Annotated in this window: 21 protein-coding genes; 17 read left to right on the plus strand and 4 right to left on the minus strand. The window is 64.3% G+C overall.

Translation table 11 applies throughout. From position 1 onward, the window contains the following. Nucleotides 1–279 (minus strand): hypothetical protein (locus Q0J54_RS00005; protein WP_296303213.1); only part of this gene is annotated, 279 nt, incomplete at its 3' end. A 229-nt stretch (nt 280–508) separates the two neighbouring features. Here Q0J54_RS00005 and pyrH point away from each other — a divergent pair. The 7 genes from pyrH to tsaB all read left to right on the plus strand — a co-directional run bounded on the left by pyrH (nt 509) and on the right by tsaB (nt 7067). Continuing rightward, nucleotides 509–1225 carry a UMP kinase gene (gene pyrH / locus Q0J54_RS00010; RefSeq protein ID WP_296303214.1) on the plus strand — a complete coding sequence of 239 codons (717 nt, stop codon included), beginning with the start codon at nt 509–511 and terminating at the stop codon, nt 1223–1225. Between the two features lie 108 nt (nt 1226–1333). After that, nucleotides 1334–1894: a ribosome recycling factor gene (gene frr / locus Q0J54_RS00015; RefSeq protein WP_296303215.1), complete on the plus strand. Its 561-nt coding sequence runs from the start codon at nt 1334–1336 to the stop codon at nt 1892–1894. A 178-nt stretch (nt 1895–2072) separates the two neighbouring features. Continuing rightward, entirely contained in the window at nt 2073–2795 is a 723-nt protein-coding gene (locus Q0J54_RS00020) for an isoprenyl transferase (RefSeq protein ID WP_296303216.1), read from the plus strand. Further along, the gene (locus Q0J54_RS00025; protein ID WP_296303217.1) at nt 2785–3591 is read left to right on the plus strand and encodes a phosphatidate cytidylyltransferase; all 807 of its coding nucleotides are present in this window, start codon (nt 2785–2787) and stop codon (nt 3589–3591) included. Before Q0J54_RS00020 ends, Q0J54_RS00025 begins: the two co-directional genes overlap by 11 nt. A gap of 211 nt (nt 3592–3802) precedes the next feature. Then, the gene (dxr, locus tag Q0J54_RS00030) at nt 3803–5116 is read left to right on the plus strand and encodes a 1-deoxy-D-xylulose-5-phosphate reductoisomerase (protein ID WP_296303219.1); all 1314 of its coding nucleotides are present in this window, start codon (nt 3803–3805) and stop codon (nt 5114–5116) included. A 1-nt stretch (nt 5117) separates the two neighbouring features. Next, nucleotides 5118–6233: an RIP metalloprotease RseP gene (gene rseP / locus Q0J54_RS00035; protein WP_296303220.1), complete on the plus strand. Its 1116-nt coding sequence runs from the start codon at nt 5118–5120 to the stop codon at nt 6231–6233. Nucleotides 6234–6236: 3 nt separating this feature from the next. Next, a complete protein-coding gene (gene tsaB, locus Q0J54_RS00040; RefSeq protein WP_296303222.1) occupies nt 6237–7067 on the plus strand; it encodes a tRNA (adenosine(37)-N6)-threonylcarbamoyltransferase complex dimerization subunit type 1 TsaB in 831 nt (276 codons plus the stop codon). 173 nt (nt 7068–7240) lie between these two features. Here tsaB and typA read toward each other — a convergent pair whose 3' ends face one another. Together typA and Q0J54_RS00050 are read right to left on the minus strand one after the other, a co-directional pair. After that, nucleotides 7241–9070 (minus strand): translational GTPase TypA, encoded by a 1830-nt coding sequence (gene typA, locus Q0J54_RS00045; protein WP_296303223.1) that lies wholly within the window; start codon nt 9068–9070, stop codon nt 7241–7243. Nucleotides 9071–9189: 119 nt separating this feature from the next. Then, nucleotides 9190–10032 (minus strand): purine-nucleoside phosphorylase, encoded by an 843-nt coding sequence (locus Q0J54_RS00050; RefSeq protein WP_296303225.1) that lies wholly within the window; start codon nt 10030–10032, stop codon nt 9190–9192. A 160-nt stretch (nt 10033–10192) separates the two neighbouring features. Between Q0J54_RS00050 and Q0J54_RS00055 the strand changes: the two genes are divergently transcribed. The 10 genes from Q0J54_RS00055 (at nt 10193) to Q0J54_RS00100 (ending at nt 20542) form a co-directional block, all read left to right on the plus strand. Then, nucleotides 10193–11623: a biotin carboxylase N-terminal domain-containing protein gene (locus Q0J54_RS00055; RefSeq protein ID WP_296303360.1), complete on the plus strand. Its 1431-nt coding sequence runs from the start codon at nt 10193–10195 to the stop codon at nt 11621–11623. A gap of 71 nt (nt 11624–11694) precedes the next feature. After that, on the plus strand, nt 11695–13947 hold the full coding sequence (locus Q0J54_RS00060) for a carboxyl transferase domain-containing protein (RefSeq protein WP_296303226.1): 2253 nt from the start codon (nt 11695–11697) through the stop codon (nt 13945–13947). A gap of 18 nt (nt 13948–13965) precedes the next feature. Next, a complete protein-coding gene (locus Q0J54_RS00065; protein ID WP_296303228.1) occupies nt 13966–14613 on the plus strand; it encodes a biotin attachment protein in 648 nt (215 codons plus the stop codon). 9 nt (nt 14614–14622) lie between these two features. Continuing rightward, entirely contained in the window at nt 14623–15378 is a 756-nt protein-coding gene (locus tag Q0J54_RS00070; RefSeq protein ID WP_296303229.1) for a hypothetical protein, read from the plus strand. Between the two features lie 59 nt (nt 15379–15437). Further along, a complete protein-coding gene (locus tag Q0J54_RS00075) occupies nt 15438–15983 on the plus strand; it encodes a single-stranded DNA-binding protein (RefSeq protein ID WP_296303230.1) in 546 nt (181 codons plus the stop codon). A 356-nt stretch (nt 15984–16339) separates the two neighbouring features. Next, nucleotides 16340–17296, plus strand: a complete 957-nt coding sequence (locus Q0J54_RS00080; RefSeq protein WP_296303231.1) for a UDP-glucuronic acid decarboxylase family protein — start codon at nt 16340–16342, stop codon at nt 17294–17296. A 281-nt stretch (nt 17297–17577) separates the two neighbouring features. Beyond that, the gene (locus Q0J54_RS00085; protein WP_296303232.1) at nt 17578–18138 is read left to right on the plus strand and encodes a hypothetical protein; all 561 of its coding nucleotides are present in this window, start codon (nt 17578–17580) and stop codon (nt 18136–18138) included. Nucleotides 18139–18182: 44 nt separating this feature from the next. Further along, nucleotides 18183–18740 (plus strand): hypothetical protein, encoded by a 558-nt coding sequence (locus Q0J54_RS00090; RefSeq protein WP_296303233.1) that lies wholly within the window; start codon nt 18183–18185, stop codon nt 18738–18740. A gap of 42 nt (nt 18741–18782) precedes the next feature. Beyond that, nucleotides 18783–19511 carry a hypothetical protein gene (locus Q0J54_RS00095; protein ID WP_296303234.1) on the plus strand — a complete coding sequence of 243 codons (729 nt, stop codon included), beginning with the start codon at nt 18783–18785 and terminating at the stop codon, nt 19509–19511. A gap of 230 nt (nt 19512–19741) precedes the next feature. Continuing rightward, nucleotides 19742–20542, plus strand: coding sequence for a hypothetical protein (locus tag Q0J54_RS00100; protein ID WP_296303235.1), 801 nt, complete (start codon nt 19742–19744; stop codon nt 20540–20542). Between the two features lie 602 nt (nt 20543–21144). Here Q0J54_RS00100 and Q0J54_RS00105 read toward each other — a convergent pair. Continuing rightward, nucleotides 21145–22203, minus strand: coding sequence for a glycoside hydrolase family 99-like domain-containing protein (locus tag Q0J54_RS00105; protein ID WP_296303236.1), 1059 nt, complete (start codon nt 22201–22203; stop codon nt 21145–21147). Nucleotides 22204–22219 lie beyond the last annotated feature (16 nt).

The following is a 22219-nucleotide window of genomic DNA, read 5'->3' on the forward strand; positions in this document are numbered from 1 at the left end:
TGCCGTACCAAAATGGTGGTCCATCCGCTTGTCATTGAAAAATTCCCTGCCCTGGTCATAGGTAATACTTTTGAAAAGCCAGGCAGGAACTCGCGAAAAAAGCTGTTTGATCCCTGCCGCGACAACGGTGCTTGAGCGATTCGCGCTGTACGTCGCCATGAGAAAACCGCTCTTGCGTTCGACAGCTGTAATGATGTAGCCACTTTTGCGGTTCCCATGGAGCATGCCGCCGGGGACTGTCGGACGGGGGACGGCCTGCGGGGTTCGTTTGCCCGTCATCTTTCCCGGCAAGGTTTTTTGCGGGATGGATGGGGGGGCGCGGGGGGAAGGAAGGGGGCTTTTTTGCAAAAAAGCCCCCTTCCTTCCCCCCGCATGATACCGGCAGAAGACGCCATGCACGGCCTCTGGCGGGGGAGGGGAGGCAAAAACGCTTTGAGATGTGCGCCGATTCTGCTAAGCTGACGCCACTTTGTCCGATAACGCATCAACCCTAACAAAGGTGGTCCACATGGCGAATCTGCAATACAGGCGCGTTCTGCTCAAGCTGAGCGGCGAGGCGCTGGCCGGCGAGCACAAGACCGGCATCGATCCCGATACCGTGGCGGCCATCTGCGACGAGATCGGCGGGCTGCTGGAAATGGGCGTGGAGCTGGCGCTGGTCATAGGGGGCGGCAATATTTTTCGCGGGCTTTCCGGCTCCGCCCGGGGCATGGAGCGTTCTTCGGCGGACTACATGGGCATGCTGGCCACGGTGCTCAACGCGTTGGCGGTACAGGACCGGCTGGAGAAGCAGGGCTTTCCCACGCGGGTGCTCTCGGCCATCGACATGCAGCAGGTCTGCGAGCCCTTCATCCGTCGCCGGGCCCTGCGGCATCTGGAAAAGGGCAGGGTGGTCATCTGCGCCGCGGGCACGGGCAATCCCTATTTCACCACGGACACCACGGCTGCCCTGCGCGGCATGGAGCTGAAGTGCGACGCCATCATCAAGGCGACCAAGGTGGACGGCATCTACGACAAGGACCCCGCCAAGCATAGCGATGCCGTGAAGTTCGACAGCATCAGCTATGACGAGACCCTGTCCCGTCATCTGGGGGTCATGGATGCGGCGGCCTTTGCCCTGGTGCGGGACAACAACGTCCCCATCATCGTCTGCCGCATGTTCGGCGGCGACATCCGCCGGGCGGTGCTTGGCGAGCCCGTGGGCACCATCGTTCACGACTGCTAGCGATCTTCCCCGTGCCGGGAGCTGTCGCGCCCGGCGGTGGTCCGCGAGCCATGTCCGGCACGGAGACATGGCGTTTTCCCCTAACGAACAGACATTCAGGAGCTTTTCATGGATATCGAAACCATCCTGCTGGATACCGAAGACCGCATGGAAAAAGCCATGAGCGCGCTGGAGCGCGAATTCGCCAAGCTGCGTACCGGCCGCGCCTCCACCTCGCTGGTGGACGGCATCAAGGCCGACTACTACGGCACGCCCACGCCCATTTCCCAGATGGCTTCCGTGGCCGTGCCGGACAGCCGCACCATCACCATCCAGCCCTGGGACAAGGGCGGCATCGCCGTGGTGGAAAAGGCCATCCTCAAGTCCGACCTGGGGCTCACGCCGGTCAACGACGGCAAGATCATCCGCATCAGCATCCCGCCGCTCACCGAAGAGCGTCGTAAGGAGCTGGTGAAAGTCTCGCGCAAGTACGGCGAAGAGGCCAAGGTGGCGGTGCGTAATGTACGCCGCGACGCCAACGACAGCCTGAAGAAGCTGGAGAAGGACAAGACCATCACCGAAGACGAGCAGAAGAAGGCCGAGGCCGACGTGCAGAAGCTGACGGACAAGTTCGTCGGCGAAGTGGACAAGAAGTGCGCGGCCAAGGAAAAGGAGATCATGGACATCTAGGTCCTGTGCGGGCTGCCTGCGCGCCGCACGACAGGGCGGCTTTCCGGGCAGAGCGGGCAGGGCGGACGGGGCGGAAGGTTCGCCGCAGGGCGGCGACACGCTCTTCCGCTTCGCCCGGATGCCCGCCGGCCGCCCCGGACAGGAGCGGCGTCCCGCCACAAACAGACGCTCACGCGCTATGGAACAGCAATTCCCTCACCTTCCCCGACATCTTGCCATCATCATGGACGGCAACGGCCGCTGGGCGCAGTCGCGCGGTCTTGCCCGCGTCGAAGGCCACAAGGCCGGCGCGGAAGCCGTGCGTACGGTCGTCACTGAATGCCGCCGGCTGGGCATCCCGCACCTGACGCTCTATGCCTTTTCCAGCGAGAACTGGAACCGGCCCAAGGCCGAGGTGGCGGCCCTTTTCAGCCTGCTGCTCGAATTTTTGGGCAAGGAAGTGCCGCGCATGGAGCGCGAGGACATCCGTCTCATGGTGCTCGGCGATGTGGACGGCCTGCCGCTGCCGCAGCGGACGGCCCTGCGCCACGGCATGAACCGTACCGCCCACTGCCGCAGCATGACGCTCAATCTGGCACTCAATTACGGCGGCCGGGCGGAGATCGTGCGCGCCGCGCGCCGTATGGCCGAGGCGGGCCTTGCCCCCGGCGACTACACCGAGGAGAGCTTTGCCGATTATCTCTATACGGCCGGCCAGCCCGACCCCGACCTGCTCGTACGCACCAGCGGCGAGCAGCGCCTGAGCAATTACCTGCTCTATCAGTGCGCTTACAGTGAATTCTACTTCACCCCCGTGGCGTGGCCCGATTTCGGCGTCGAGGCGCTGCATGAGGCGCTACGGGCCTTTGCCGGACGATCCCGCCGTTTCGGGAAAACGCAGGAGCAAATTGATGCCTGTTGACCATGCTACCGACATTCGTCGCACCCTGACCGGTGTCCTTCTGGGCGCGATCATCCTTGCCGTGCTGGCTGTGCGCGGCTGGCCGCTGTTGTGCGTCATCCTGGCGGTGTCCGCCCTGGGGCTCTGGGAGTTCTTTTCCCTGTTCTGGGGCCCGCGCGGCCGTATCCCCAGCCGCATCTGCGCCATCGCCCTGGGCTGGGGCATGCTCATCCTGAGCTGGATGCACCGGCCCCAGGACGCGCTGGTCTGTCTGGGGGCGGGCTTTGTGCTGGCCTCCATGAGCTTTCTCTTCCGCTGGGACGTCATCGAAGAGGACGCCTTTTCCTCCAGCGGCATCTTCATGGCCGGTCTGGCCTATGTGCCGCTGCTGCTGCTGCCGGCCACCTATCTGTCTTCGGTGAAGCTGCTTTTCGTGCTGGCGGCCGTGGCCATTTCCGACACGGCGGCCTATTTTGTGGGCACGCGCTTCGGCCATCACAAGCTCTGGCCCCGGGTCAGTCCCAACAAGAGTTCCGAGGGCGCGGTGGGCAGTCTCGTGGCCTGTGTCCTGTTCTGCATCATCTACGGGGCCTGCCTGGGGACGGCCAACTGGTTCGCCTTCGCCCTGCTTGGCGTGGCCATCAATGCCTTTGCCCAGGTGGGCGACCTCTTTGAATCCGCGCTCAAGCGTTCGGTCAACGTCAAGGACTCCGGGCATCTGCTGCCCGGCCACGGCGGCGTGCTGGACAGGGCCGACAGCGTCCTTTTTGCCATGCCCATGTTCGCCGTGGTGGATCAGTGGTTTTTCTTTTTCTGAGGCCGACCGCGCCGTGCCGCGAGACGTTCGGTCCCTGAGCGGCGCGGACAGGCCCGGGCCGCCGCGCCGTCGTTTGGCCAGCCTGCCCGCTCCGTTTCCCGCCATCTCCACGATCCGCCGGCTGTCCGTTCTCCGCACGGTGGCTCCCCTTCTTCCGCAACGCTCCGCAATACCGCAAGAACAGCCGCCCTGTGCGGCAAGGTGAGGAATTATGTCCAGTTGCTGGCCGGGACGCGAAGGCCCGGCGATTCGTTATATTTCAGCCGCCCCCTCGCCGGAATGGCAGCAGAGGCAGCGGCATGATCTCGTCATCCTTGGCTCCACCGGCTCCATCGGGCGCAATGCCTTGGGCGTGGTGGACAGCCATCCGCAGCGCTTCCGCATCCTGGCGCTCTCCTGCGCCCGCAATGTGGACATGCTGGCCCGTCAGGCCCGGCGCTACCGCCCGCGTCTGCTGGCCGTGCTGGATGAGGAATCGGCCTATGACCTGCGGACGCTCCTGCCGGCGGACTATCGGCCGGAGATCCTCGTGGGGCCGCGGGGCTATGCCGCGGCGGCCTCCCTGCCCGAGGCGGACACCGTGCTCTCGGCGCAGGTGGGCGCCGCGGGGCTGGAGGGCACGCTGGCGGCCGCTCTGGCCGGCAAGGTGATCTGTCTGGCCAACAAGGAATCGCTGGTGCTGGCCGGAGAGCTGCTGCGCCAGCTGTGCGAGCGTACCGGCGCGTCCATCCTGCCGGTGGATTCGGAACACAATGCCATCTTCCAGTGCCTTGCCGCGCGGGATCAGGAAGTGGCGCGCCTTGTGCTGACCGCCTCCGGCGGGCCCTTCCGGGATCGCGGTCTCGAGGAGCTGCAACACGTCACGCGCGAGCAGGCGCTCGATCATCCCAACTGGGTCATGGGCGCCAAGATCAGCATCGACTCGGCCAGCATGATGAACAAGGCGCTGGAAGTGGTGGAGGCATTCCATCTTTACGGCGTTCCCGTGGACCGTATCGACGTGCTGGTGCATCCGCAATCGCTGGTGCATTCGCTGGTGCAGTTGCGGGATGGCAGCCTGCTGGCTCAGCTGGGCACGGCGGACATGCGGCTGCCGCTGGCCCATTGCCTGCTCTGGCCGCACACGCTGGATTGCGGCGTGCCGCCGCTGGATCTGGCGGCCGCGCCCGCGCTGGAGTTCCGGCATCCCGATACCGGGCGCTTCCCGGCGCTGACCTTTGCCCGCCGGGCCCTCAGCGAGCGCGGCGGGCTGTGCGTGGTGATGAACGCCGCCAATGAGGCCGCCGTGGAGCTCTTCCTGGCCGGCCGCTGCGCCTTCACCGACATCACCCGCTTCATCGATGAAGCCATGCGGCGTCATGCCTCCACGGGGCCGGGCCATGCGCCGCTCTGCGGAAAATTGCACGCGCCGGCCGGCGACGACCTTGCCCTTCGCACGGAAGTGGCTACCTATGTACGACAGATAGAATACCTCGATACCCAGAGCCGCGCGCTCGTACACGAGCTGGCGCGGGACGGAGCCTGACATGCTGTTGACCATCATTGCCGCCGTCATCGTTCTCGGCGGCCTTATCTTCTTCCATGAGCTCGGACATTTCCTGGTGGCCCGCGCCCTGGGCATGGGCGTGACCACCTTTTCGCTGGGCTTCGGCCCCAAACTCGTCAAAGTGAAACGCGGCAAGACGGAATACGCCCTGTCGCTGGTGCCCCTGGGCGGCTATGTGGCGCTGGTGGGCGAAAACGACGACAGCGAACTGCCCGAGGGCTTCACCCAGCAGGAGAGTTTCGCGCACCGGCCCGCCTGGCAACGCCTGCTGGTGGTGCTGGCCGGTCCGCTGGCCAATGTGCTGCTGGCCTGGCTGCTCTGCTGGATGCTCTGTCTCGGCTGGGGACAGGCCATTCTGTTGCCGCAGGTGGGCAGCGTCACGGCGGACAGCCCCGCCGCGGCCGCCGGCTTGCAGCGCGGCGACCTCATCCTGCGCGTCAACGGCGCGGAAACGCCGGACTGGCAGAGCATGGCCGACGCCATCGGCGCGAGCAACGGCCGGCCCGTGACCCTTCAGGTGCTGCGTCCCCTGCCCACGGCCTCGGGCGAACTGCGCCCCGGCCTGCCGGAGACCGGCGAGGAGCTGCGCCTCACCCTGACGCCGAAGCGCGCCATGCGGACCACCATTTTCGGGGAGCAGGAAAGCGCCTGGCTCATCGGGGTCAGCGTCAGCGGCAATATGCGCTATGAGGAGCTGAGCTTTGCCGAGGCGGCGCTGGCCGGCGCGCGGCAGACCTGGGGCATGGTCGAGCTGACGGCGGAAAGCTTCCTCAAGCTGGTGCAGCGGGTGGTCCCGCTGGATCAGGTGGGCGGGCCCATTATGATCGCCCAGCTCGTGGGCGAACAGGCCGAGCAGGGACTGGCCGGCGTGCTGGGCCTGGCGGCCCTCATCAGCATCAACCTGGCCATCCTGAACCTGCTCCCTGTCCCCGTGCTGGACGGCGGCACGGCGCTCTTCTGCCTCATCGAGATGATCTTCCGGCGGCCCGTGCACGAAAAGGTGCAGGAATGGGGCATGCGCGTGGGGCTTGCCCTGCTGGTGGCCCTCATGCTGCTTGCCACCTACAACGACATCGCCCGCATCATCACGGGGTAGGCCATGAACGGCACAGGACCGGAGCTCATCCTCAACGCCGCCGAAGGGGCGTTACAGATCATCCTGACCGAGGACGGCCGCCCGCTGGCCGCGCAGGAATGGCACAGGCCGGAACGCGCCACGGAGATACTGGCTCCCGCCCTGGCGGAGATGCTCCGGCGGCTGGAGCTTGGGACGGGGGATCTGCGCCGCATCGCCTGCGTGCGGGGGCCGGGCTCCTTCACCGGCATCCGGCTGGTGCTGGCCACGGCGGCCGCCCTGCGCCGGGCGGGCACGGCCCGTCTGGCCGGACTGGACTACATGCAGGCGCTGGCCACCTCGGCGGTCATGGCGCGGGGCATGCTCTGGGGCGGCCAGATACATGTGCTCACCCATGCCCGGCGTAACCTCGTGCATTATCAGCCGTTCATGGCATATGGGCCGGTCATCCCGGCCTATCCCACGGCGAATGTGCGCCTCCTGCCGCCCGCCGAGGCGCTGGAGGCCGTCAACGCCGCCGTGGCGGACAGGGCGGGGCATGAACCGGCGGAAAGCCGGGCCGGGCTGCCGCTGGTCTGCGGCGGCGCGCTGGCGCGTAACGCGCTGTTCGCGCCGCTGGACGAGCGGCATGATCTGGCCGCGCTGCCGCGCCTGGTCCAGCCCTCGCTGGAGGCCCTCTGCCTGCTGGCCCGTCACGGCGATTATTTTGCCGCGGATGTGGAACCGCTCTATGTGCGCCCCTGCGATGCGGTGGAGAACCTGCCGGAACTCTCCCGCCGGCGGGGGCTGGACGGCGCGGCCACCCTGGCCGAACTGGAACGCCTGCTCCAGCTGCCGCCGCGGAGCGAGTGCTGAGGGACCTGGCGCGCCCGCGGACCGCGGGGCACATTTTCCCCGCCTGCCGGTGTTTCCCCTGGCTTTTTTCTTGCCGTTTTCTGCCGACAAAAAGGGCGTCCCTGCCGGGATGCCCTTTCTCTTCTCGTGCGGGCGGCGTGCCGTCGCCGTCTCCGTCGGGGACACGCCCGGGCCTAGCCCTTCTTCTTGGCTCCGGCCATCTGGTAACGCTTCTGGGCGGAAAGTTCCGTCTTACGCAGGCGGATGGACTGGGGCGTCACTTCCACGAGTTCATCCTCCCGCACGAAGTGCAGGGCATGTTCAAGGGTCATCTTCTTGACCGGGGTCAGGATGACGTTCTCGTCCTTGCCCGCGGCGCGCAGGTTGGTCAGCTTCTTTTCCTTGGTGGCGTTGACGTCGATGTCGTTGTCCCGGTTGTGTTCGCCCACGATCATGCCTTCGTAGACCGGGTCGCCCGGCTCCACGAACAGCGTGCCGCGCGGCTCGAGATTGAAGAGGGCGTAGGCCACGGCGTTGCCGGGACGGTCCGCCACGATGGAGCCGGTGAAACGGGTGGGGAAGTCGCCGCGCCATTCCTCGTAGCCGTCAAGGTAGGAGTTCATGATGCCGGTTCCCTTGGTGTCGGTGAGGAATTCATCCCGATAGCCGATGAGCCCGCGCGAAGGTACGGTGAACTCCAGACGGACGCGGCCGGTACCGTTGTTGATGCAGTTGAGCATACGGCCCTTGCGCTGGTTGAGCTTGTCCGTCACCACGCCCATGAAGTATTCGTCGCAATCCACATAGAGATGTTCGACGGGCTCCAGGGTCTTGCCGTTCTCGTCCTTCTTGAGGATGACCTCCGGGCGGCCCACGGAGAGTTCGAAGCCCTCGCGGCGCATGGTCTCGATGAGGATGGCCATCTGGAATTCGCCGCGTCCCTTGACGAGGAAGGCGTCCTTGTCGGCCGTGTCTTCCAGACGCACGGCCACGTTACGCAGGCATTCCTTCTCCAGACGGTCGAGGATGGCGCGGCTCTGTACGATCTTGCCCTCACGCCCGGCCAGCGGCGAGGTGTTGATGCCGAAACGCATGGCCACGGTGGGCTCGTCCACCCGGATGCGGGGCAGGGCGCGCGGCTTTTCGCGCGTGCAGATGGTGTCGCCGATGGTCACGTTATCGATGCCGGCCAGCACCACGATGTCGCCGGGGCCCGCCGATTCCACCTCGGCGAGCTGGAGCCCGTCGTACACTTGCAGCCTGGTGGCCCGCAGGGGGCTGGGCTGTCCGTCCTCGCCCATGCAGACCAGCGCCTCCTTGGCGTACACCGTGCCGTGCATGATGCGGCCCACGGCCAGCCGTCCCAGGTAGTCCGAATAGTCGAGGTCGGCCACCAGCATCTGGAAAGGTTCTTCAGGATTGTACGTCGGCCCGGGGATATGCTTCAGGATGGTCTCGAACAGGGGGGAGAGGTCCACCCGTTCGTCCTCCAGTCCGTACATGGCCACGCCGTCGCGGCCGATGGCGTAGAGCACGGGGAATTCGAGCTGTTCGTCATTGGCTCCGAGGTCGATGAAAAGGTCGTAGACCTCGTTGAGCACTTCGTCCGGGCGGGCGTCCTTGCGGTCGATCTTGTTGACCACCACCACCACGGGCAGCCCGGCTTCCAGCGTCTTCTTGAGCACGAAGCGGGTCTGCGGCAGCGGCCCTTCCGAGGCGTCCACCAGCAGGATGGCCCCGGTGGCCATGGACAGGGAGCGCTCCACCTCGCCGCCGAAGTCGGCGTGGCCGGGCGTGTCGATGATGTTGATCTTCACGCCCTTCCAATGTACGGCGCAGTTTTTGGCGGCGATGGTGATGCCGCGCTCGCGTTCCAGATCCATCTTGTCCATGATGCGGTCGTCCACCTGCTGATCGGCGCGGAAGACGCCGCTCTGGCGGAAGAGGGCATCCACCAGCGTGGTCTTGCCGTGGTCGACGTGGGCGATGATGGCCACATTGCGAAGGGAGGAGTTCTGTTCCATGAAAAAGACCTTTGCCTGCCGTTACATGTGATGCGCGCGCCCCGGGGACGCGGAGCGCCCAGCGGACGGACGGGGCAGGCCGGCCGTCCCGCAGGGCGGGCAGAAGATGTACGCACTTTTCAGAATTTTGTCACCATGTCGAGCAGCAGGCGTTCCAGCTGCCGGCCGGCGCGTCCGGCCACCGTGATGACCTCCTCGATGGGAACGGGCGCCATGCAGTCCGGCAGGTTCTTGTTGCTCAGGCAGGAGATGCCCAGCACCCGCAGGCCCATGTGGCGGGCGGCCAGCACTTCCAGCACGGTGCTCATGCCGATGGCGTCCGCCCCCCACTGCCGGTACATGCGCGTCTCGGCGGGGCTTTCCATCTGCGGGCCGTGCACGCCGATGTAGACGCCGCGCTCCAGCCGTATGCCCAGCATGGCGGCGCTCTCCAGCGCCAGCGAGCGCAGCTCCGGGTCGAAGATGCAGCTCATGTCCGGGAAGCGCGGCCCCCATTGCTCCACATTGGGGCCGACCAGCGGCGTCGTGCCGGTGAAGTTGATCTGATCGGTCATAAGCATGAGGCTGCCGGCGTCGAATTGCGGATTGAGCGCCCCGGCGGCATTGGTCACGACCAGCGTGCCGATGCCCAGAGAGGCCATGACCCGAACGCCCATACAGACCTGGGCCGGGCTGTAGCCCTCGTACAGGTGGCAGCGGCCCTGCTGGGCGAGCACCGGGATGCCCGCCACATCCCCCATGACGAAGGCCCCGCTGTGCGAATCCACCGTGGAGAGGGGAAAGCCCGGCAGCCCGGCATAAGGTATCGTCACCGGGTCGCGCATGGCCGCCACCAGCCCGGAAAGTCCGGTGCCGAGCACCATGCCCACGCGCGGCTTGGCGGCCCGCCCGCTGCGCCCCGCCTCGGAAAGCTTTTGTTTCAAGGCTGTTACGGCAAGCTGGACTTCTGGCAGATTTTGCATAAAAATACCCTTTGCATTCGTCAGTTTTTCGTGCCTGCGCCCTCCTGCCCACGGCAGGCGGTCGCATCCGCGCGTATCATATCCCGGCCCGCCTCGCAGTTCAAGCGAAGCTTCCGGCCGGCAGGAGTGTATCTTGCTGAACCTACAGGATCTCTATGCCATGCCGCTGGAAAGCCACAAAGTCCTTGTGGCCAACCGCGGCGAAATCGCCATGCGCATCATGCGGGCCTGCCGCAAGCTGGGAGTGGCCTTCACGGCCATCTATACCGAAGAGGACGCCGCCTCCGGCCATGTCCGCCTTGCCCGCGAGACCGGCGGCGAAAAGAGTCTTTACCGCGTCTCTTCCTACCATGACGCCAACGAGCTCATGTCCGTGGCGGACGAGGCCGGCTGCACCGCCGTGCATCCGGGCTACGGCTTCTTTGCCGAGGACTTCCGCTTTGCCCGCCGGGTCATGAAGCGCGACCGCACGATGATCTTCATCGGCCCCTCGTGGAAGATCATCCGGGAGCTGGGCGACAAGATCAACACCAAACGCCTGGCGCGCAGCCTGGGCGTGCCCACGGTCCCCGGATCCGACCGGCCCATCTATGATGAGATGGAAGCCGAACGCATCGCCCGCAGCGTCTTTGAATTCCAGGAACAGCAGGGCATCCGGCGGCCGCTCGTGCTCGTCAAGGCCTCGGCGGGCGGCGGCGGCATGGGCATCGAGGAAGTGTACGACATCGACGTCTTCCGCTCCGTTTACCGCCGCATCCGCAATTACGCCCTGCGGCAGTTCAAGGACGAGGGCGTGCTCATCGAGCAGCGCATCACCGATTTCAATCATCTGGAGGTGCAGGTGGTGTCCGACCGGACGGGCCGTAATCCCGTCCATTTCGGCACGCGCAACTGTTCCATCCAGTCCACGGGCCTGCAAAAACGCGTGGAAGTGGCCCCAGGCTTCGCCCCCGGCCCCATCACCTATTCTTTCGATGCGGCCAAGGTGCTCACGGACATCGTGGATTATTCGCTCACCATGGCCCGCAAGGTGGGGTACGACAACGTGGGGACTTGGGAGTGGATCGTCACCCGCAAGGGCGATCCCTTCCTCATGGAAGTGAATACCCGCATCCAGGTGGAGAACGGCGTGTCGGCCTGCATCTCCCGCATCCGCAAGGACGGCAGGGTCATTGACGACGTGGACCTGCTGGCCGAACAGGTTCGCATCGGCCTCGGCCAGCCGCTCGGCTACACCCAGGACGACATCAGCTTCGACGGCGTGGGTGTGGAATACCGCCTCATCGCCGAGGACCCGGACAATCGCTTCACGCCCTGGGTGGGGCGTATCGAACGTTTCCAGTGGAAGCCGCAGCCGTGGCTGACCATGCTGACCCATGTGCCCACGGACGAGCCCTACGAGATCCCCACGGAATTCGACCCCAACCTGGCCCTGGCCATCATCTGGGGCAAGGATCTGGCGGAAGCCAGGGCGCGCGGCCTCTCCTTCCTGGATGATCTGCGCCTTGAAGGCCGGAACAATGCCGGCGAGGAGCTGAAGTCCAACGTCAACTTCCTCCGGGCCAATACGGAACGGATCCTGCGCTTCTAGCGCCGGATGCCGCGCCTGGCGCGGCGCCCCCATACGACAAACAGAGCGCTTTGCGGCGTGTGCGAAACAAGATGGACAACAATATTGAAAAACGCGTTCAGGGGCTGACGGACAGGCTCACCTACGCCCGCGACATCTTTGCCGGCAAGCATGAGGAAGACATCAGGCTGCTGGAGGAAAAGCTGGCGGTCTTCGTGGAACGGGCCCGCCGCGGCGAGCTGGCCGATCCCTACAATGACGTGCTGGGGCTGGAAGAGCTCTTCGCCTTTGTGGAAAAACGGCTGGAAAATGCCGTGACCCCTATGGACAAGGTACGCATCGTGCGGCATCCGCAGCGTATCTGCCTGCGCGACATCCTTGAAAACGTTTACGACAACTTCACCGAGGTCGGCGGGCAGGACGAGCACAGCCTCGACCCCAGCATGCTCATCGCCCGGGCCGTCATCACCCGGCGGCGCGGCAAGAAGACCTACACCCAGTCGGTCATGGTCATCGGGCAGGAAAAGGGCCACGGCGCGGAATTCCGCAACGGCGGGTCGGTGAAGCCCTGGGGCAACGCCAAGGCGCTGCACTACATGAACGTCGCCGAGACCGAGGGCATCCCCATCCACACCTACATCTTCACCCCCGGTTCCTATCCCATCGAGGATTACCCCGGCGCGGCCCAGCAGATCGCCCGCAACATCTACGGCATGGCGGGCCTGCGCGTGCCCATCGTGGCCGTAATCTCCGAAGGCGGCTCCGGCGGGGCCGAGGCCATCGGTCTGGCGGACAAGCGCCTCATGCTCTCCCACGGATACTACTCGGTCATCTCCCCCGAAGGGGCCGCGGCCATCGAGGGCCGCCTCAAGGCCGGCCAGCGCGCCACGCCCGAACTTATCGAGCACTGCGCCGGCAGCCTCAAGATCACCGCGCAGGACAACCTTGCCTTCGGCTACATCGACCGTATCGTGCAGGAGCCGCCGCTGGGCGCGCGCCCCTATCACTTCGACTTTTTCCGCTCCCTGCGACAGGAAGTGCTGCGCGCCACGGATGAAGTGGTGCTGAGCCACCGCAAGTGGCCGGGCTTCCGCGGGCTCGCCGTGGCCCGGGTGCGCAACCCCGAGGCCAACCTTGACGAAATGCACACCCGCTGGGGCCTGAGCGCCTCCGCCAAGGACAGCATGGTGGAGCACCGGCAACAGAAGTTCCTGCGCCTCTCGCGGGAGGCGGCCATCGACAACCGTCCCTTCATGGCCAAGAACATGGCCGCCCTCCAGGACTGGTTGAGCGAGCCGTGGATGCACGTCAAGTACGACTTCTTCCGCAAGCATCAGCGCAAGATCAGCACCTTCATGGAAGAAATGGGCAATGAAGTGGAGATGGTCAAGAACCGCCTCCTCAGCCCGTGGTACAAGATGACCCGCCGCCTGCCCGGCCGACAGACGGAAGACAAGGCGCAGGAGCTCACCGCGCTCTCCACCTGGACGGACGACTCCCGCCGCAGCCGCTGGAACTACCTCTCCCCGCGCTACAAGATCGACCGTACCCTGACCTGCCCCAACAGCGAGTCCTACGGCTGCCTCGACCTCTGGGGGCCTGATCTCTTTGCCGAATTCGCTGGCGTATGCAGCCATTGCGGCCACCACTTCCCTATGGAGCCGGAATGGTACGTCAAGAACGTCTTTGACGTGGAGTCGGTCTATGAATTCAACGGGGAGATCGAGGCGGGCAACCCGCTGGCCTTCCCCGGCTTTGAGGAACGCATCGCCGAAGCTCAGAAGAAGAACAATACCAAGAGCGGCTGCATGACCTTTGAGGCCCGCATCGACGGCATCAAGATGGTGGTGGCCATGCTCATGGGCACGTTCCGCGGCGGCTCCGTGGGTGCGGCCGAGGGCTACAAGTTCGTGGAAGCCGCCCAGCGGGCCCAGAAAAAACGCTATCCCTTCCTGGCCTACGTCCACGGCACGGCGGGCATACGCATCCAGGAAGGCACCAACGGCGTCATCCAGATGCCGCGCTGTACGGTGGCCGTGCGCCGCTATGTGGAATCCGGCGGCCTCTATATGGTGCTGTACGATACCAACTCCTTTGCCGGGCCGGTGGCCAGCTTCCTCGGCTGCTCGCCGTATCAGTTCGCGGTGCGCTCCTCCAACATCGGCTTTGCCGGACCGGGGGTCATCAAGGAGACCACGGGCATGGACATCCCGCCCAAGTACCACCGCTCCTACCATGCCCTGTCGCGCGGACACATCCAGGGCATCTGGGATCGTCGCCAGATCCGCGCCAACCTCAAGCAGGCCCTGCTTACCATCGGCGGGCGCAATCTGTACTACCGCTAGCGTACGGCAGGAGAGCATATGATCAACATCTCCGAATTGCTGGAAGAAATCAAAGCCTCGCCCTTCCGGGAGATCACCGTGAGGACGCCGCATACCGGCCGCGTGACCTTTGCCGGCCTTGCGCAGGGACAGGAAGTGCTCGGCCCGCAGGGCCAGTGGAAGGAACGCCCCGGTACCCTGCTGGCCACCCTGGAGCGCGAGCGCAACCCCAAGCCCATCTGTGCTACGGAAAAGGGCGTCATCGACAGGATATACAACGAACTGGAAGGACAGTTCGTGGAAGCCGGCACGGCCCTCATGGTCATCCGGCACATGCTGACCCGCGACGAGGTGGAGTACCTCATCCTCAAAAAGGCGCTCCATCTCTTTCTGGCCCCGGAACGGGCGAAATACTACTTCACCCCGGAAGTGGACAAAAAGATCCGCGCCGCCGATGCCCACTCGGTGGTGGTGCGCGACGGCATGGAACTCATGATCATGTCCCGCATGAAGCGTGAAGTCCCCCTGCATTACAGCGGGCCGGAGGGCGTCATCTACGCCGTATACTTCAAATATAATGAAAATATCGACGCGGGCGCGCCGCTTATCGGCGTTTGCCCGCAGGACCAGCTTCCGGCCATCCAGGACGTGATCATGCGCGTCAGGACGGAATGGACGGAAAAATAAGGAACCATCATGGGCAAGGCACTGCAAATCCGTCTGTTGGCCGTCACGTCGGATGTCGATAAGGTATCGGCGCGCTGGCCGCAGCTTTCCCAACGCATTTGTGATGCCATCACCGACGACGACCTGCCGAAGCTGCCGGCCTGCCGTAGCGTGCTGGATCTGGCCCGCGCCCTGCCCCAGACCCTGCGCCTGTCGCTGAGCGAAGCCGAGCCCGTGGTGCGCGCCGTGGCCCGCCTTGAGGACGCCTTGGGCATGTGGCAGGTGGAGGCCGCCACGCGCGCCGCCCGTGAACTGGAAAACCGTCTGGACATCCACGAGGAAAAGCTGGCCGCCCTTCAGGGCTCTTTCCAGCGACCGCCCGTGGATATGCCGGTACTGGAGCTGCGTACCACAGCCGACAGCTGGAATCCCTCCCTGCTGCCCAAACTCTGGCCCACGCTGCATACGCGCCTCTTTGACCGCAGCGGCGACAAGGGACAGGGCGTGGCCGAGATGGTCCAGGCCCTGCAGGACCTGGGCCGGCGTCATGGCTGGACGGCGGAAAGCCACCCCGCCCTCGGGCATCTGCTGGAAGAGCTGGGGGCCAGATGGCATGCGCTGGAGACCGCCTGCGGCATGAACGATCCCCGCACCGCCAACCGGCTCAGCGACCAGATAGAAGAACTGCTGACCCGTCTGGAACAGGCCATGCCCTACGGCGGCCCCCCCACCCCGCAACTCAAGCGCAGCCTCTGGGCCATCTTCGGCCGAAAGCTGCGAAACTGACATCAACCGACACTTCCCCGCGATGCCGCCCCGCGCGGCCAACATCCGAGGTTATCGCCATGCTCAATAAAGTCATGCTCATCGGCCGCCTGGGCCGCGATCCCGAATTGCGCTATACCCAGAGCGGCTCCCCCGTCGCCAGTCTGAACATCGCCACCGACGAGTCCTATGTGGACCGCGACGGCAACAAGGTCGAACGTACGGAATGGCATCGCGTCTCCGTCTTCCAGCGGCAGGCGGAAAACTGCGCCAACTATCTGGCCAAGGGCAGCCTCGTCTATGTGGAAGGCAGCCTCCAGACCCGCAAGTGGCAGGATCAGAACGGACAGGACCGCTATACCACCGAGATCAAGGCTCAGCGCGTGCAGTTCCTCGACCGTCGTAGCGACGCTCCCCGCGGCGGCGACGGCGCTCCCTCCGGCGGTTACGAGGACGAATACGCTCCGGCGCCGCAGCGGCAGACCTACCGTAACGCGCCGCAAGGGCAGGGCGGCCAGCGCTCCGCGCCACGACGCCAGCCCCCTCAGCCGGCGCACCATGATGACGACCTCGGCCCCGCCTTCCCCTCCGAAGCCACGGCCGGCATGGACGAAGTGCCGTTCTGATCTCACCGCCCGGGAGACCGGGCGGTTTTTTGTTGCGTTCGAGCATGTTGTTTTCTTTTCTTTTTTTGTGGGGGGAAGGGCCCCTTTGTGGCAGATTGTCAATTGAAAGGTAACAGAGAAAGCCCTCTGTTAACTTTCAATTGACAATCTGCCGGGCTGGCAAGCCCCTGTCCCCTGCCGCCCGCCGCGCAGGCGACCACGCCCACATGCCGGGCCGAAGCCGTCAGACCCTGGAGCGATAAAAAAGAAAAGCGAAAACGCCCTGCCTCGCCGCCGCAAGCCCGCCGTCGCGTTTGCATCCTGTACCCATTCAGGGTAAAGAACAGAGATACGCTTTTCGGAGGTCAGCGCAAGCCATGCATTTGCGGAAAAGGATTCTTGTGACGGGCGGTTCGGGCTTTCTGGGATCGCATCTGTGCGCGCGTCTGCTGGATGAGGGGCATGAAGTCCTCTGCGTGGACAACTTTTTTTCCAGTGCCCGCGCCAATGTGGAAGAGCTCATGGATAACCGGCGTTTTGAGCTGATGCGCCATGACGTGACCTTCCCGCTGTTTGTGGAAGTGGACGAGATCTACAACCTGGCCTGTCCCGCTTCGCCCATTCATTATCAGCATGACCCGGTGCAGACCATCAAGACCTGCGTCCACGGGGCCATCAACATGCTGGGCCTGGCCAAGCGCCTCAAGGCCCGCATCTTCCAGGCCTCCACCAGCGAGGTGTACGGGGACCCCGACGTCCACCCCCAGCCGGAGACCTACTGGGGACATGTGAACCCCAACGGTATCCGCGCCTGCTATGACGAGGGCAAGCGTTGCGCTGAGTCGCTCTTCTTCTCCTACTGGCGACAGAGCGGCCTCAAGATCAAGGTAGGCCGCATCTTCAATACCTATGGGCCCAAGATGCACCCCAATGACGGACGGGTCGTCTCCAACTTCATCGTGCAGGCCCTGAAGAATGAGCCCATCACCATTTACGGCGACGGCAGCCAGACACGCTCTTTCTGCTATGTGGATGACCTTATTGAATGCATGTGCCGCCTCATGGCCTCGCCGGACGAGGTGACCGGCCCGGTCAATATGGGCAATCCCGGAGAGTTCACCATTCGTGAACTGGCCGAGAAGGTGGTGGAGCTTACCGGCAGCGCTTCGAAGATCGCCTACGAGCCTCTGCCGGGGGATGACCCCAGGCAGCGCCGCCCTGATATCAGCCTTGCCCGGGAGCTGCTGGGCTGGGAGCCCCGGATAGCGCTGGAAGAGGGGTTGAAAAAGACCATTGCCTATTTTGAAGGGCAGCTCAGGGCCGGACTGGCCTGAGGCACGGTAACGAATGAAAAGGCGGAATTTTTTCCGCCTTTTTTGCTAAGAAAAAGCGTCTCGTTCCGTCATCCAGCTACGTCAGGGCAGCCGTATGGGTGGTCAGGCTTTGCGCCCCCTGCGGACGGCCGCGCCAAGCCGAGAAGATAGTGTAATTTTTATATTTATATCAATTAGTTAGTTGTTTTTTTGTGTGGCGGCTTTGCCGCAAGGCAAGCCGTCGGGGGAAAGTCGCAACGCACGTTCCACGCGAAACAATCAGAAAAAAAGGAGAAACGACTGTGGGAGATTACGCAACCTATCTGGTGCCGGAGCGTTGCCGTGTCGATGCGCCCGAACGGGAAGAGCTGGCGCGGCGTATGGTCGGCTGGCTGCAGGACAAGGGCTGGATCGCGCGGGAAAAGAGCGACTGCGTGCTGGGCGGGGACGGCAACGGCTGGCGATTCACGCCGGAGGGCATGCGCCATATGGCCGATGCGGAGGATATCGGACGGCATACCTGCGGTTTCGGAGTGGAGACATACGAGGAAAAGGGCGTTTTCTGCAACTATGAGGGCGGGGCGGTGGAATCCGCGTGCTGCCCCATTTGTGAAGAGGATATCGGGGAAGGCTTTTTTGAGGTGGTGGCAGCGTGGAACACTGACGAGGACTGGACGCGGGCAGTCTGTCCGGCTTGCGGCGAAGAGTCCGCCATAACGGACTGGCAGGTCGAGCCGGCCTGGGGATTCAGTCAGATCGGCTTTGCCTTCTGGGGGCTTGATGCGGAGCTGACGGAAGATTTTGTGGATGAGTTCGCCGCCGTGCTGGGCGAGCCTGTGCGTGTCGTCCCGGTCGCGCTCTGACGGACGCTTGAGAGGAAGGCCCGGATGTGACGGGAGGAACCTGCATGGGAGATTACGCAACCTATCTGGTACCGGAGCGTTGCCGCATCGACGCGCCGGAACGGGAAGAACTGGCGCGGCGTATGGTCGGCTGGTTGCAGGAGAAAGGCTGGATCGAGCGGGAAAAGAGCGATTGCGTGCTGAGTGGGGACGGCAACGGCTGGCGATTCACGCCGGAAGGGGCGCGCCATATGGCCGATGCGGATCATGAGGACTTGGTAACGTACGGTTTCTGTGTGGAGACACACGAGAAAAAAGGCGTCTTCACTAATCATGAAGGCGGATTGGAATCCGCGCGTTGTCCGGTTTGCGGGGCCGGGATCGTCGATGATTTTTATGACCTGGTGGAAGCGTGGTACATGGCCGAAGACTGGCCGCCGGTGGTCTGTCCGGTCTGTGGCAAGGCGTCCGACATTCGGGCATATCAGCTTGAGCCTGTCTGGGGCTTCAGCCAGATTGGTTTCGGATTCTGGAATCTGAACGAGGATCTGACAGAGGAATTTGTGGCCGAGTTCGCCGCCGTGCTGGGCGAGCCGGTGCGTGTCGTCGAGGTCGCGCTCTAACCGCATTTGTGGGGGATCAGCCGGAAGTGAGGGGAGAAACGTATGGGAGATTACGCCAACTATCTGGTGCCGGAGCGTTACCGCATCGACGCGCCCGAGCGGACGGACATGGAACGGCGCATGATCGGCTGGATGCAGAAAAACGGCTGGCTCAAGCCGGGGAAAAAAGGCAAGCATCCCCAGATAATCAATGAAGAGGGCTGGGGGGTGACCGCCAGGGGGTCTCGCCACATGCACCCGCTGGAATCCCACCAAATGAGGATAGAGGGGAAAGTTCGGTGGATGCGCGAGCAAGGCAATCTCACAGGGCCTGAGGATCGTCCGCAGCTGACGCCGAAGGGCATGCTCACGGTGTACGGATCGGGCGGGCCGGATGCCGTATCCCGCCCGTTTTCCGTGGAAAGCTGGCTGGAAGAGAAGGGGGCGCTCGGCGGCGTTGCGGTCGAGGTGGTTGCGGAAGGCAAGGGCGTTTTCACCAGCCTGGGGGCCGGACTTGATGAAGTGACTTGCCCCAAATGCGGCGCGAGCATCGTCGAGCAGTTTGTGGAAATGGTGGCGACGTGGTGCACGGCTGAGGGCTATCCGCTCGTTCCCTGTCCCGAGTGCGGGGCCGCTTCCGAGATTCGGGATTACAAGATGAGCATGCCCTGGGGCTTCAGTCAGATCGGCTTTGCCTTCTGGAATACTGTCGGGGATCTGTCGGAAGACTTTGTGGCCGAGTTCGCCGCCGAACTGGGGGAGCCTGTCCGCCGCGTCTTCCTGAAGTTGTAACGTGTTTTGCGTTGAAAGTGCGCTGCCGGCGGAGGAGAAGCGACCGCCGAAAAGCGGAAGCGCAATGCCTTTGCGCCGCCACCTGCCGGCAAGCGGCTTTCCCGTTTTGGCGGTATACAATGTCAAAGTGGATAACCCCCCTGCGCCGGGACGCCTGCGCGCATCGCGAAAAGCGCCATGTCGTGCAGAAAAGCCGGTGTGCGCCGGATTTGTGGAAAAGGGGGCAGATCATGAGACGGCATTTGCTCTGCGCCCTCCTGGCGCTGTGCTGCTGGTGCGGCCCGGCACAGGCGACGGGCGGAGAGGGGCAGCTTTCCCCTGCGGCGTGGGAGGAGCAGCGCCTCCTCAAGCAGTGGGGGCTTGCCTACTGCCTTTCCACATATGCCCATGCGGGGCGGCTTTCCTCGCTGGCTGCGGAGGCGGCCGAGAGTCTGTACGGCAGGGACGCGGCCCTGTTCGACGTACGGGCCGCAAGTCTCCGGGCTTTTCTTGCGTCGCGGGTCCGCGACCGCATGCCGTGCAAGGATGGCGAAAACTGTTCCCTCATCGGCTGCCTGAACGCTATCGAACATCTGGATCTTGCGGTCTTGCTGGATGAACCGGAGACGCCTGCCGCCTTTGGGGAGACCGTCCGTCCGGCGGAACGTGCGGCCGGGGAGGGCGTCTGTCCTCGAGAGAAACGGGCGAACCTGGCCCGCCGTGCCGCACGGGCCCAGCTGAAAAAATTCGCGCTGGCTTCCTGCCTCAGAACACACGCGACGCGCGACCGGGCGGATGCAGGCCGTGGGGCGGCGGAGCGGGCGCGAGCGGCCTTTCGGGGCGATCTGGGCCTGCATGCCGCGGATGAAGCGTACGCAGCGGTGGAGGCGGCTGTGGGCAACCTGCGTTGCGAGGGCGGCAACGCGCTGCTTTGCTGCCTTGATGCGCTGGAAACAGAGGCCTTCGACGCCCTGATCAGGGCGCAGGACGGCTACGCGCCCGAAGCTTCCGCCGATACGCTGGAGGAGCTGCTCCGGGGCGGGCACTTGTGAGCCGGCTTGCCTCCTCTTACGGCCTGTTTGGGGGGAAGGGAAACCCCTCCGCCGGCGCGGGAGCGGGTTTCCCTTCCCCCCAAGCCCCCCATCCCTTCCCCAGCGCGCTTTTATCGGGGGAAGAATCGGTGACATGAGGCCCCTCCACTCCCAAAGCAAACGGAGCACGTACGGATTGTTTTGTTTATATTCTGAAATTATTTGTAAAATTTTCGTTGGAGCATTTTGCCTTTGAAAAAAGGCAAAATGCGAGGCGGCAACACAGCGCCGCCCGGTCCAAACCAGGCGGAAAAACCGTGCTTTTTCTGCGAAACGACAGGTTGTATGGTTTGAAACGCGAAGCGTTTCAAACTGAAAATGTCTAATAGGATCTTGCCGACGCACGAGCCTTACGGGCATCGACAGCAGAGCGCGACCGAAAGGCGGCCGCAGGCCGTGCCCGTTAGGCGAGGTAGGAGCCTTACGGGCATCGACAGCAGAGCGCGACCGAAAGGCGGCCGCAGGCCGTGCCCGTTAGGCGAGGTAGGAGCCTTACGGGCATCGACAGCAGAGCGAGGGGGTCCCCTTCCCTCCAAATAATCAACGAATGGTGCTGGCAGGCCTTAGCGGCAGGAGACGGCAGAGGCCGGCATGGTCTCGGCCTGGGCCAGAGCGGACATGACCGCCCGCAGCCAGGCGAAGCCGTGGCGGGCGTCCGGCTCGATATGGCAGCCCTCGCCCCATTCGTTCCAGGCGTTGATGAAGACATATTGCAAGGCGGGCGGCAGGATGCGGCGGGTGTAGGCGGCAAGGAAGGTCAGCGATTCCCGGAAGAGCTCCGGGGAAGCGCCCACACAGGCAAGCCCGTTGCGGCCCCGGCGCGGCGTGTTGTCCCAGCCGGGGAAGGTGGAGCGCAGCCGGAGGTACGGCGGCACCGGCTTGCCGCACATGAATCGCAGGGTGCGGGCGTAGTCCATGCGGCGGGGCTGTTCATCCGGGCCGGAGACCTGACTCTCGGGCCGCCAGTCCGGCGCGAATTCCAGCATGCCGTCCAGTCCCCATTGCGCGGGATGGGAGGCGGCGTAGGCTTCCACCCCCAGCAGGAACACGCCGGGAAAGCCTCGTTTGTGAGCGGCCTCGCGCAGGGTGTCGGCATAGAGGCGGACATGCGGCAGGCGCTCCGGGGCCCAGAAGAGGAAGAGAGGCCTGCCCTCCACCGTCAGATGGCGGGGATGCTCGAAGTAGGGCAACAGATCCTCGGCCAGCCGTGCGGCCTGCGCGGCATCGTAGACCTGCGGCAGGAAGACGGCCTGCCTGCCCTGCCGGTTGTCGTACCAGCTGACATGCGCCCAGCAGAGACAGAAGTCGTTGCGGATGTCCCTGCTGCGGAGGATGATCTCCAGCGGTTTTTCCAGGAGCCGCCTGCCCGCGATATTGTAATAGTAATAGCAGAAGCCCGTAACGCCGAACTGATAGGACAGCGCGTGCTGGCGCACCAGAAAGGCTTCATCCAGCAGATCGTAGAAGCCCACGGAAGGATGGGGGAACTGGGGCTGTTCATGCCCGGCAAAGAGCGGCCGGGCCGCGCGCACATTGTCCCATTCCGTGAAGCCCTTGCCGTAGATGGCTTCATTTTCGGGGATGACGTGATACTGGGGAAGGTAGAAGGCGATGGCTTTCATGCGGGGCCTCGGGGGG

The sequence above is a fragment of the uncultured Desulfovibrio sp. genome, from assembly GCF_944324935.1.
Classification (GTDB): Bacteria; Desulfobacterota; Desulfovibrionia; order Desulfovibrionales; family Desulfovibrionaceae; genus Desulfovibrio.

Excerpts from the sequence above, each read along its gene's own strand:
- pyrH (WP_296303214.1), top strand. The coding sequence starts at position 509 with ATGGCGAATCTGCAATACAGGCGCGTTCTGCTCAAGCTGAGCGGCGAG.
- frr (WP_296303215.1), top strand. The coding sequence starts at position 1,334 with ATGGATATCGAAACCATCCTGCTGGATACCGAAGACCGCATGGAAAAA.
- Q0J54_RS00020 (WP_296303216.1), top strand. The coding sequence starts at position 2,073 with ATGGAACAGCAATTCCCTCACCTTCCCCGACATCTTGCCATCATCATG.
- Q0J54_RS00025 (WP_296303217.1), top strand. The coding sequence starts at position 2,785 with ATGCCTGTTGACCATGCTACCGACATTCGTCGCACCCTGACCGGTGTC.
- dxr (WP_296303219.1), top strand. The coding sequence starts at position 3,803 with ATGTCCAGTTGCTGGCCGGGACGCGAAGGCCCGGCGATTCGTTATATT.
- rseP (WP_296303220.1), top strand. The coding sequence starts at position 5,118 with ATGCTGTTGACCATCATTGCCGCCGTCATCGTTCTCGGCGGCCTTATC.
- tsaB (WP_296303222.1), top strand. The coding sequence starts at position 6,237 with ATGAACGGCACAGGACCGGAGCTCATCCTCAACGCCGCCGAAGGGGCG.
- typA (WP_296303223.1), bottom strand. The coding sequence starts at position 9,070 with ATGGAACAGAACTCCTCCCTTCGCAATGTGGCCATCATCGCCCACGTC.
- Q0J54_RS00050 (WP_296303225.1), bottom strand. The coding sequence starts at position 10,032 with ATGCAAAATCTGCCAGAAGTCCAGCTTGCCGTAACAGCCTTGAAACAA.
- Q0J54_RS00055 (WP_296303360.1), top strand. The coding sequence starts at position 10,193 with ATGCCGCTGGAAAGCCACAAAGTCCTTGTGGCCAACCGCGGCGAAATC.
- Q0J54_RS00060 (WP_296303226.1), top strand. The coding sequence starts at position 11,695 with ATGGACAACAATATTGAAAAACGCGTTCAGGGGCTGACGGACAGGCTC.
- Q0J54_RS00065 (WP_296303228.1), top strand. The coding sequence starts at position 13,966 with ATGATCAACATCTCCGAATTGCTGGAAGAAATCAAAGCCTCGCCCTTC.
- Q0J54_RS00070 (WP_296303229.1), top strand. The coding sequence starts at position 14,623 with ATGGGCAAGGCACTGCAAATCCGTCTGTTGGCCGTCACGTCGGATGTC.
- Q0J54_RS00075 (WP_296303230.1), top strand. The coding sequence starts at position 15,438 with ATGCTCAATAAAGTCATGCTCATCGGCCGCCTGGGCCGCGATCCCGAA.
- Q0J54_RS00080 (WP_296303231.1), top strand. The coding sequence starts at position 16,340 with ATGCATTTGCGGAAAAGGATTCTTGTGACGGGCGGTTCGGGCTTTCTG.
- Q0J54_RS00090 (WP_296303233.1), top strand. The coding sequence starts at position 18,183 with ATGGGAGATTACGCAACCTATCTGGTACCGGAGCGTTGCCGCATCGAC.
- Q0J54_RS00095 (WP_296303234.1), top strand. The coding sequence starts at position 18,783 with ATGGGAGATTACGCCAACTATCTGGTGCCGGAGCGTTACCGCATCGAC.
- Q0J54_RS00100 (WP_296303235.1), top strand. The coding sequence starts at position 19,742 with ATGAGACGGCATTTGCTCTGCGCCCTCCTGGCGCTGTGCTGCTGGTGC.
- Q0J54_RS00105 (WP_296303236.1), bottom strand. The coding sequence starts at position 22,203 with ATGAAAGCCATCGCCTTCTACCTTCCCCAGTATCACGTCATCCCCGAA.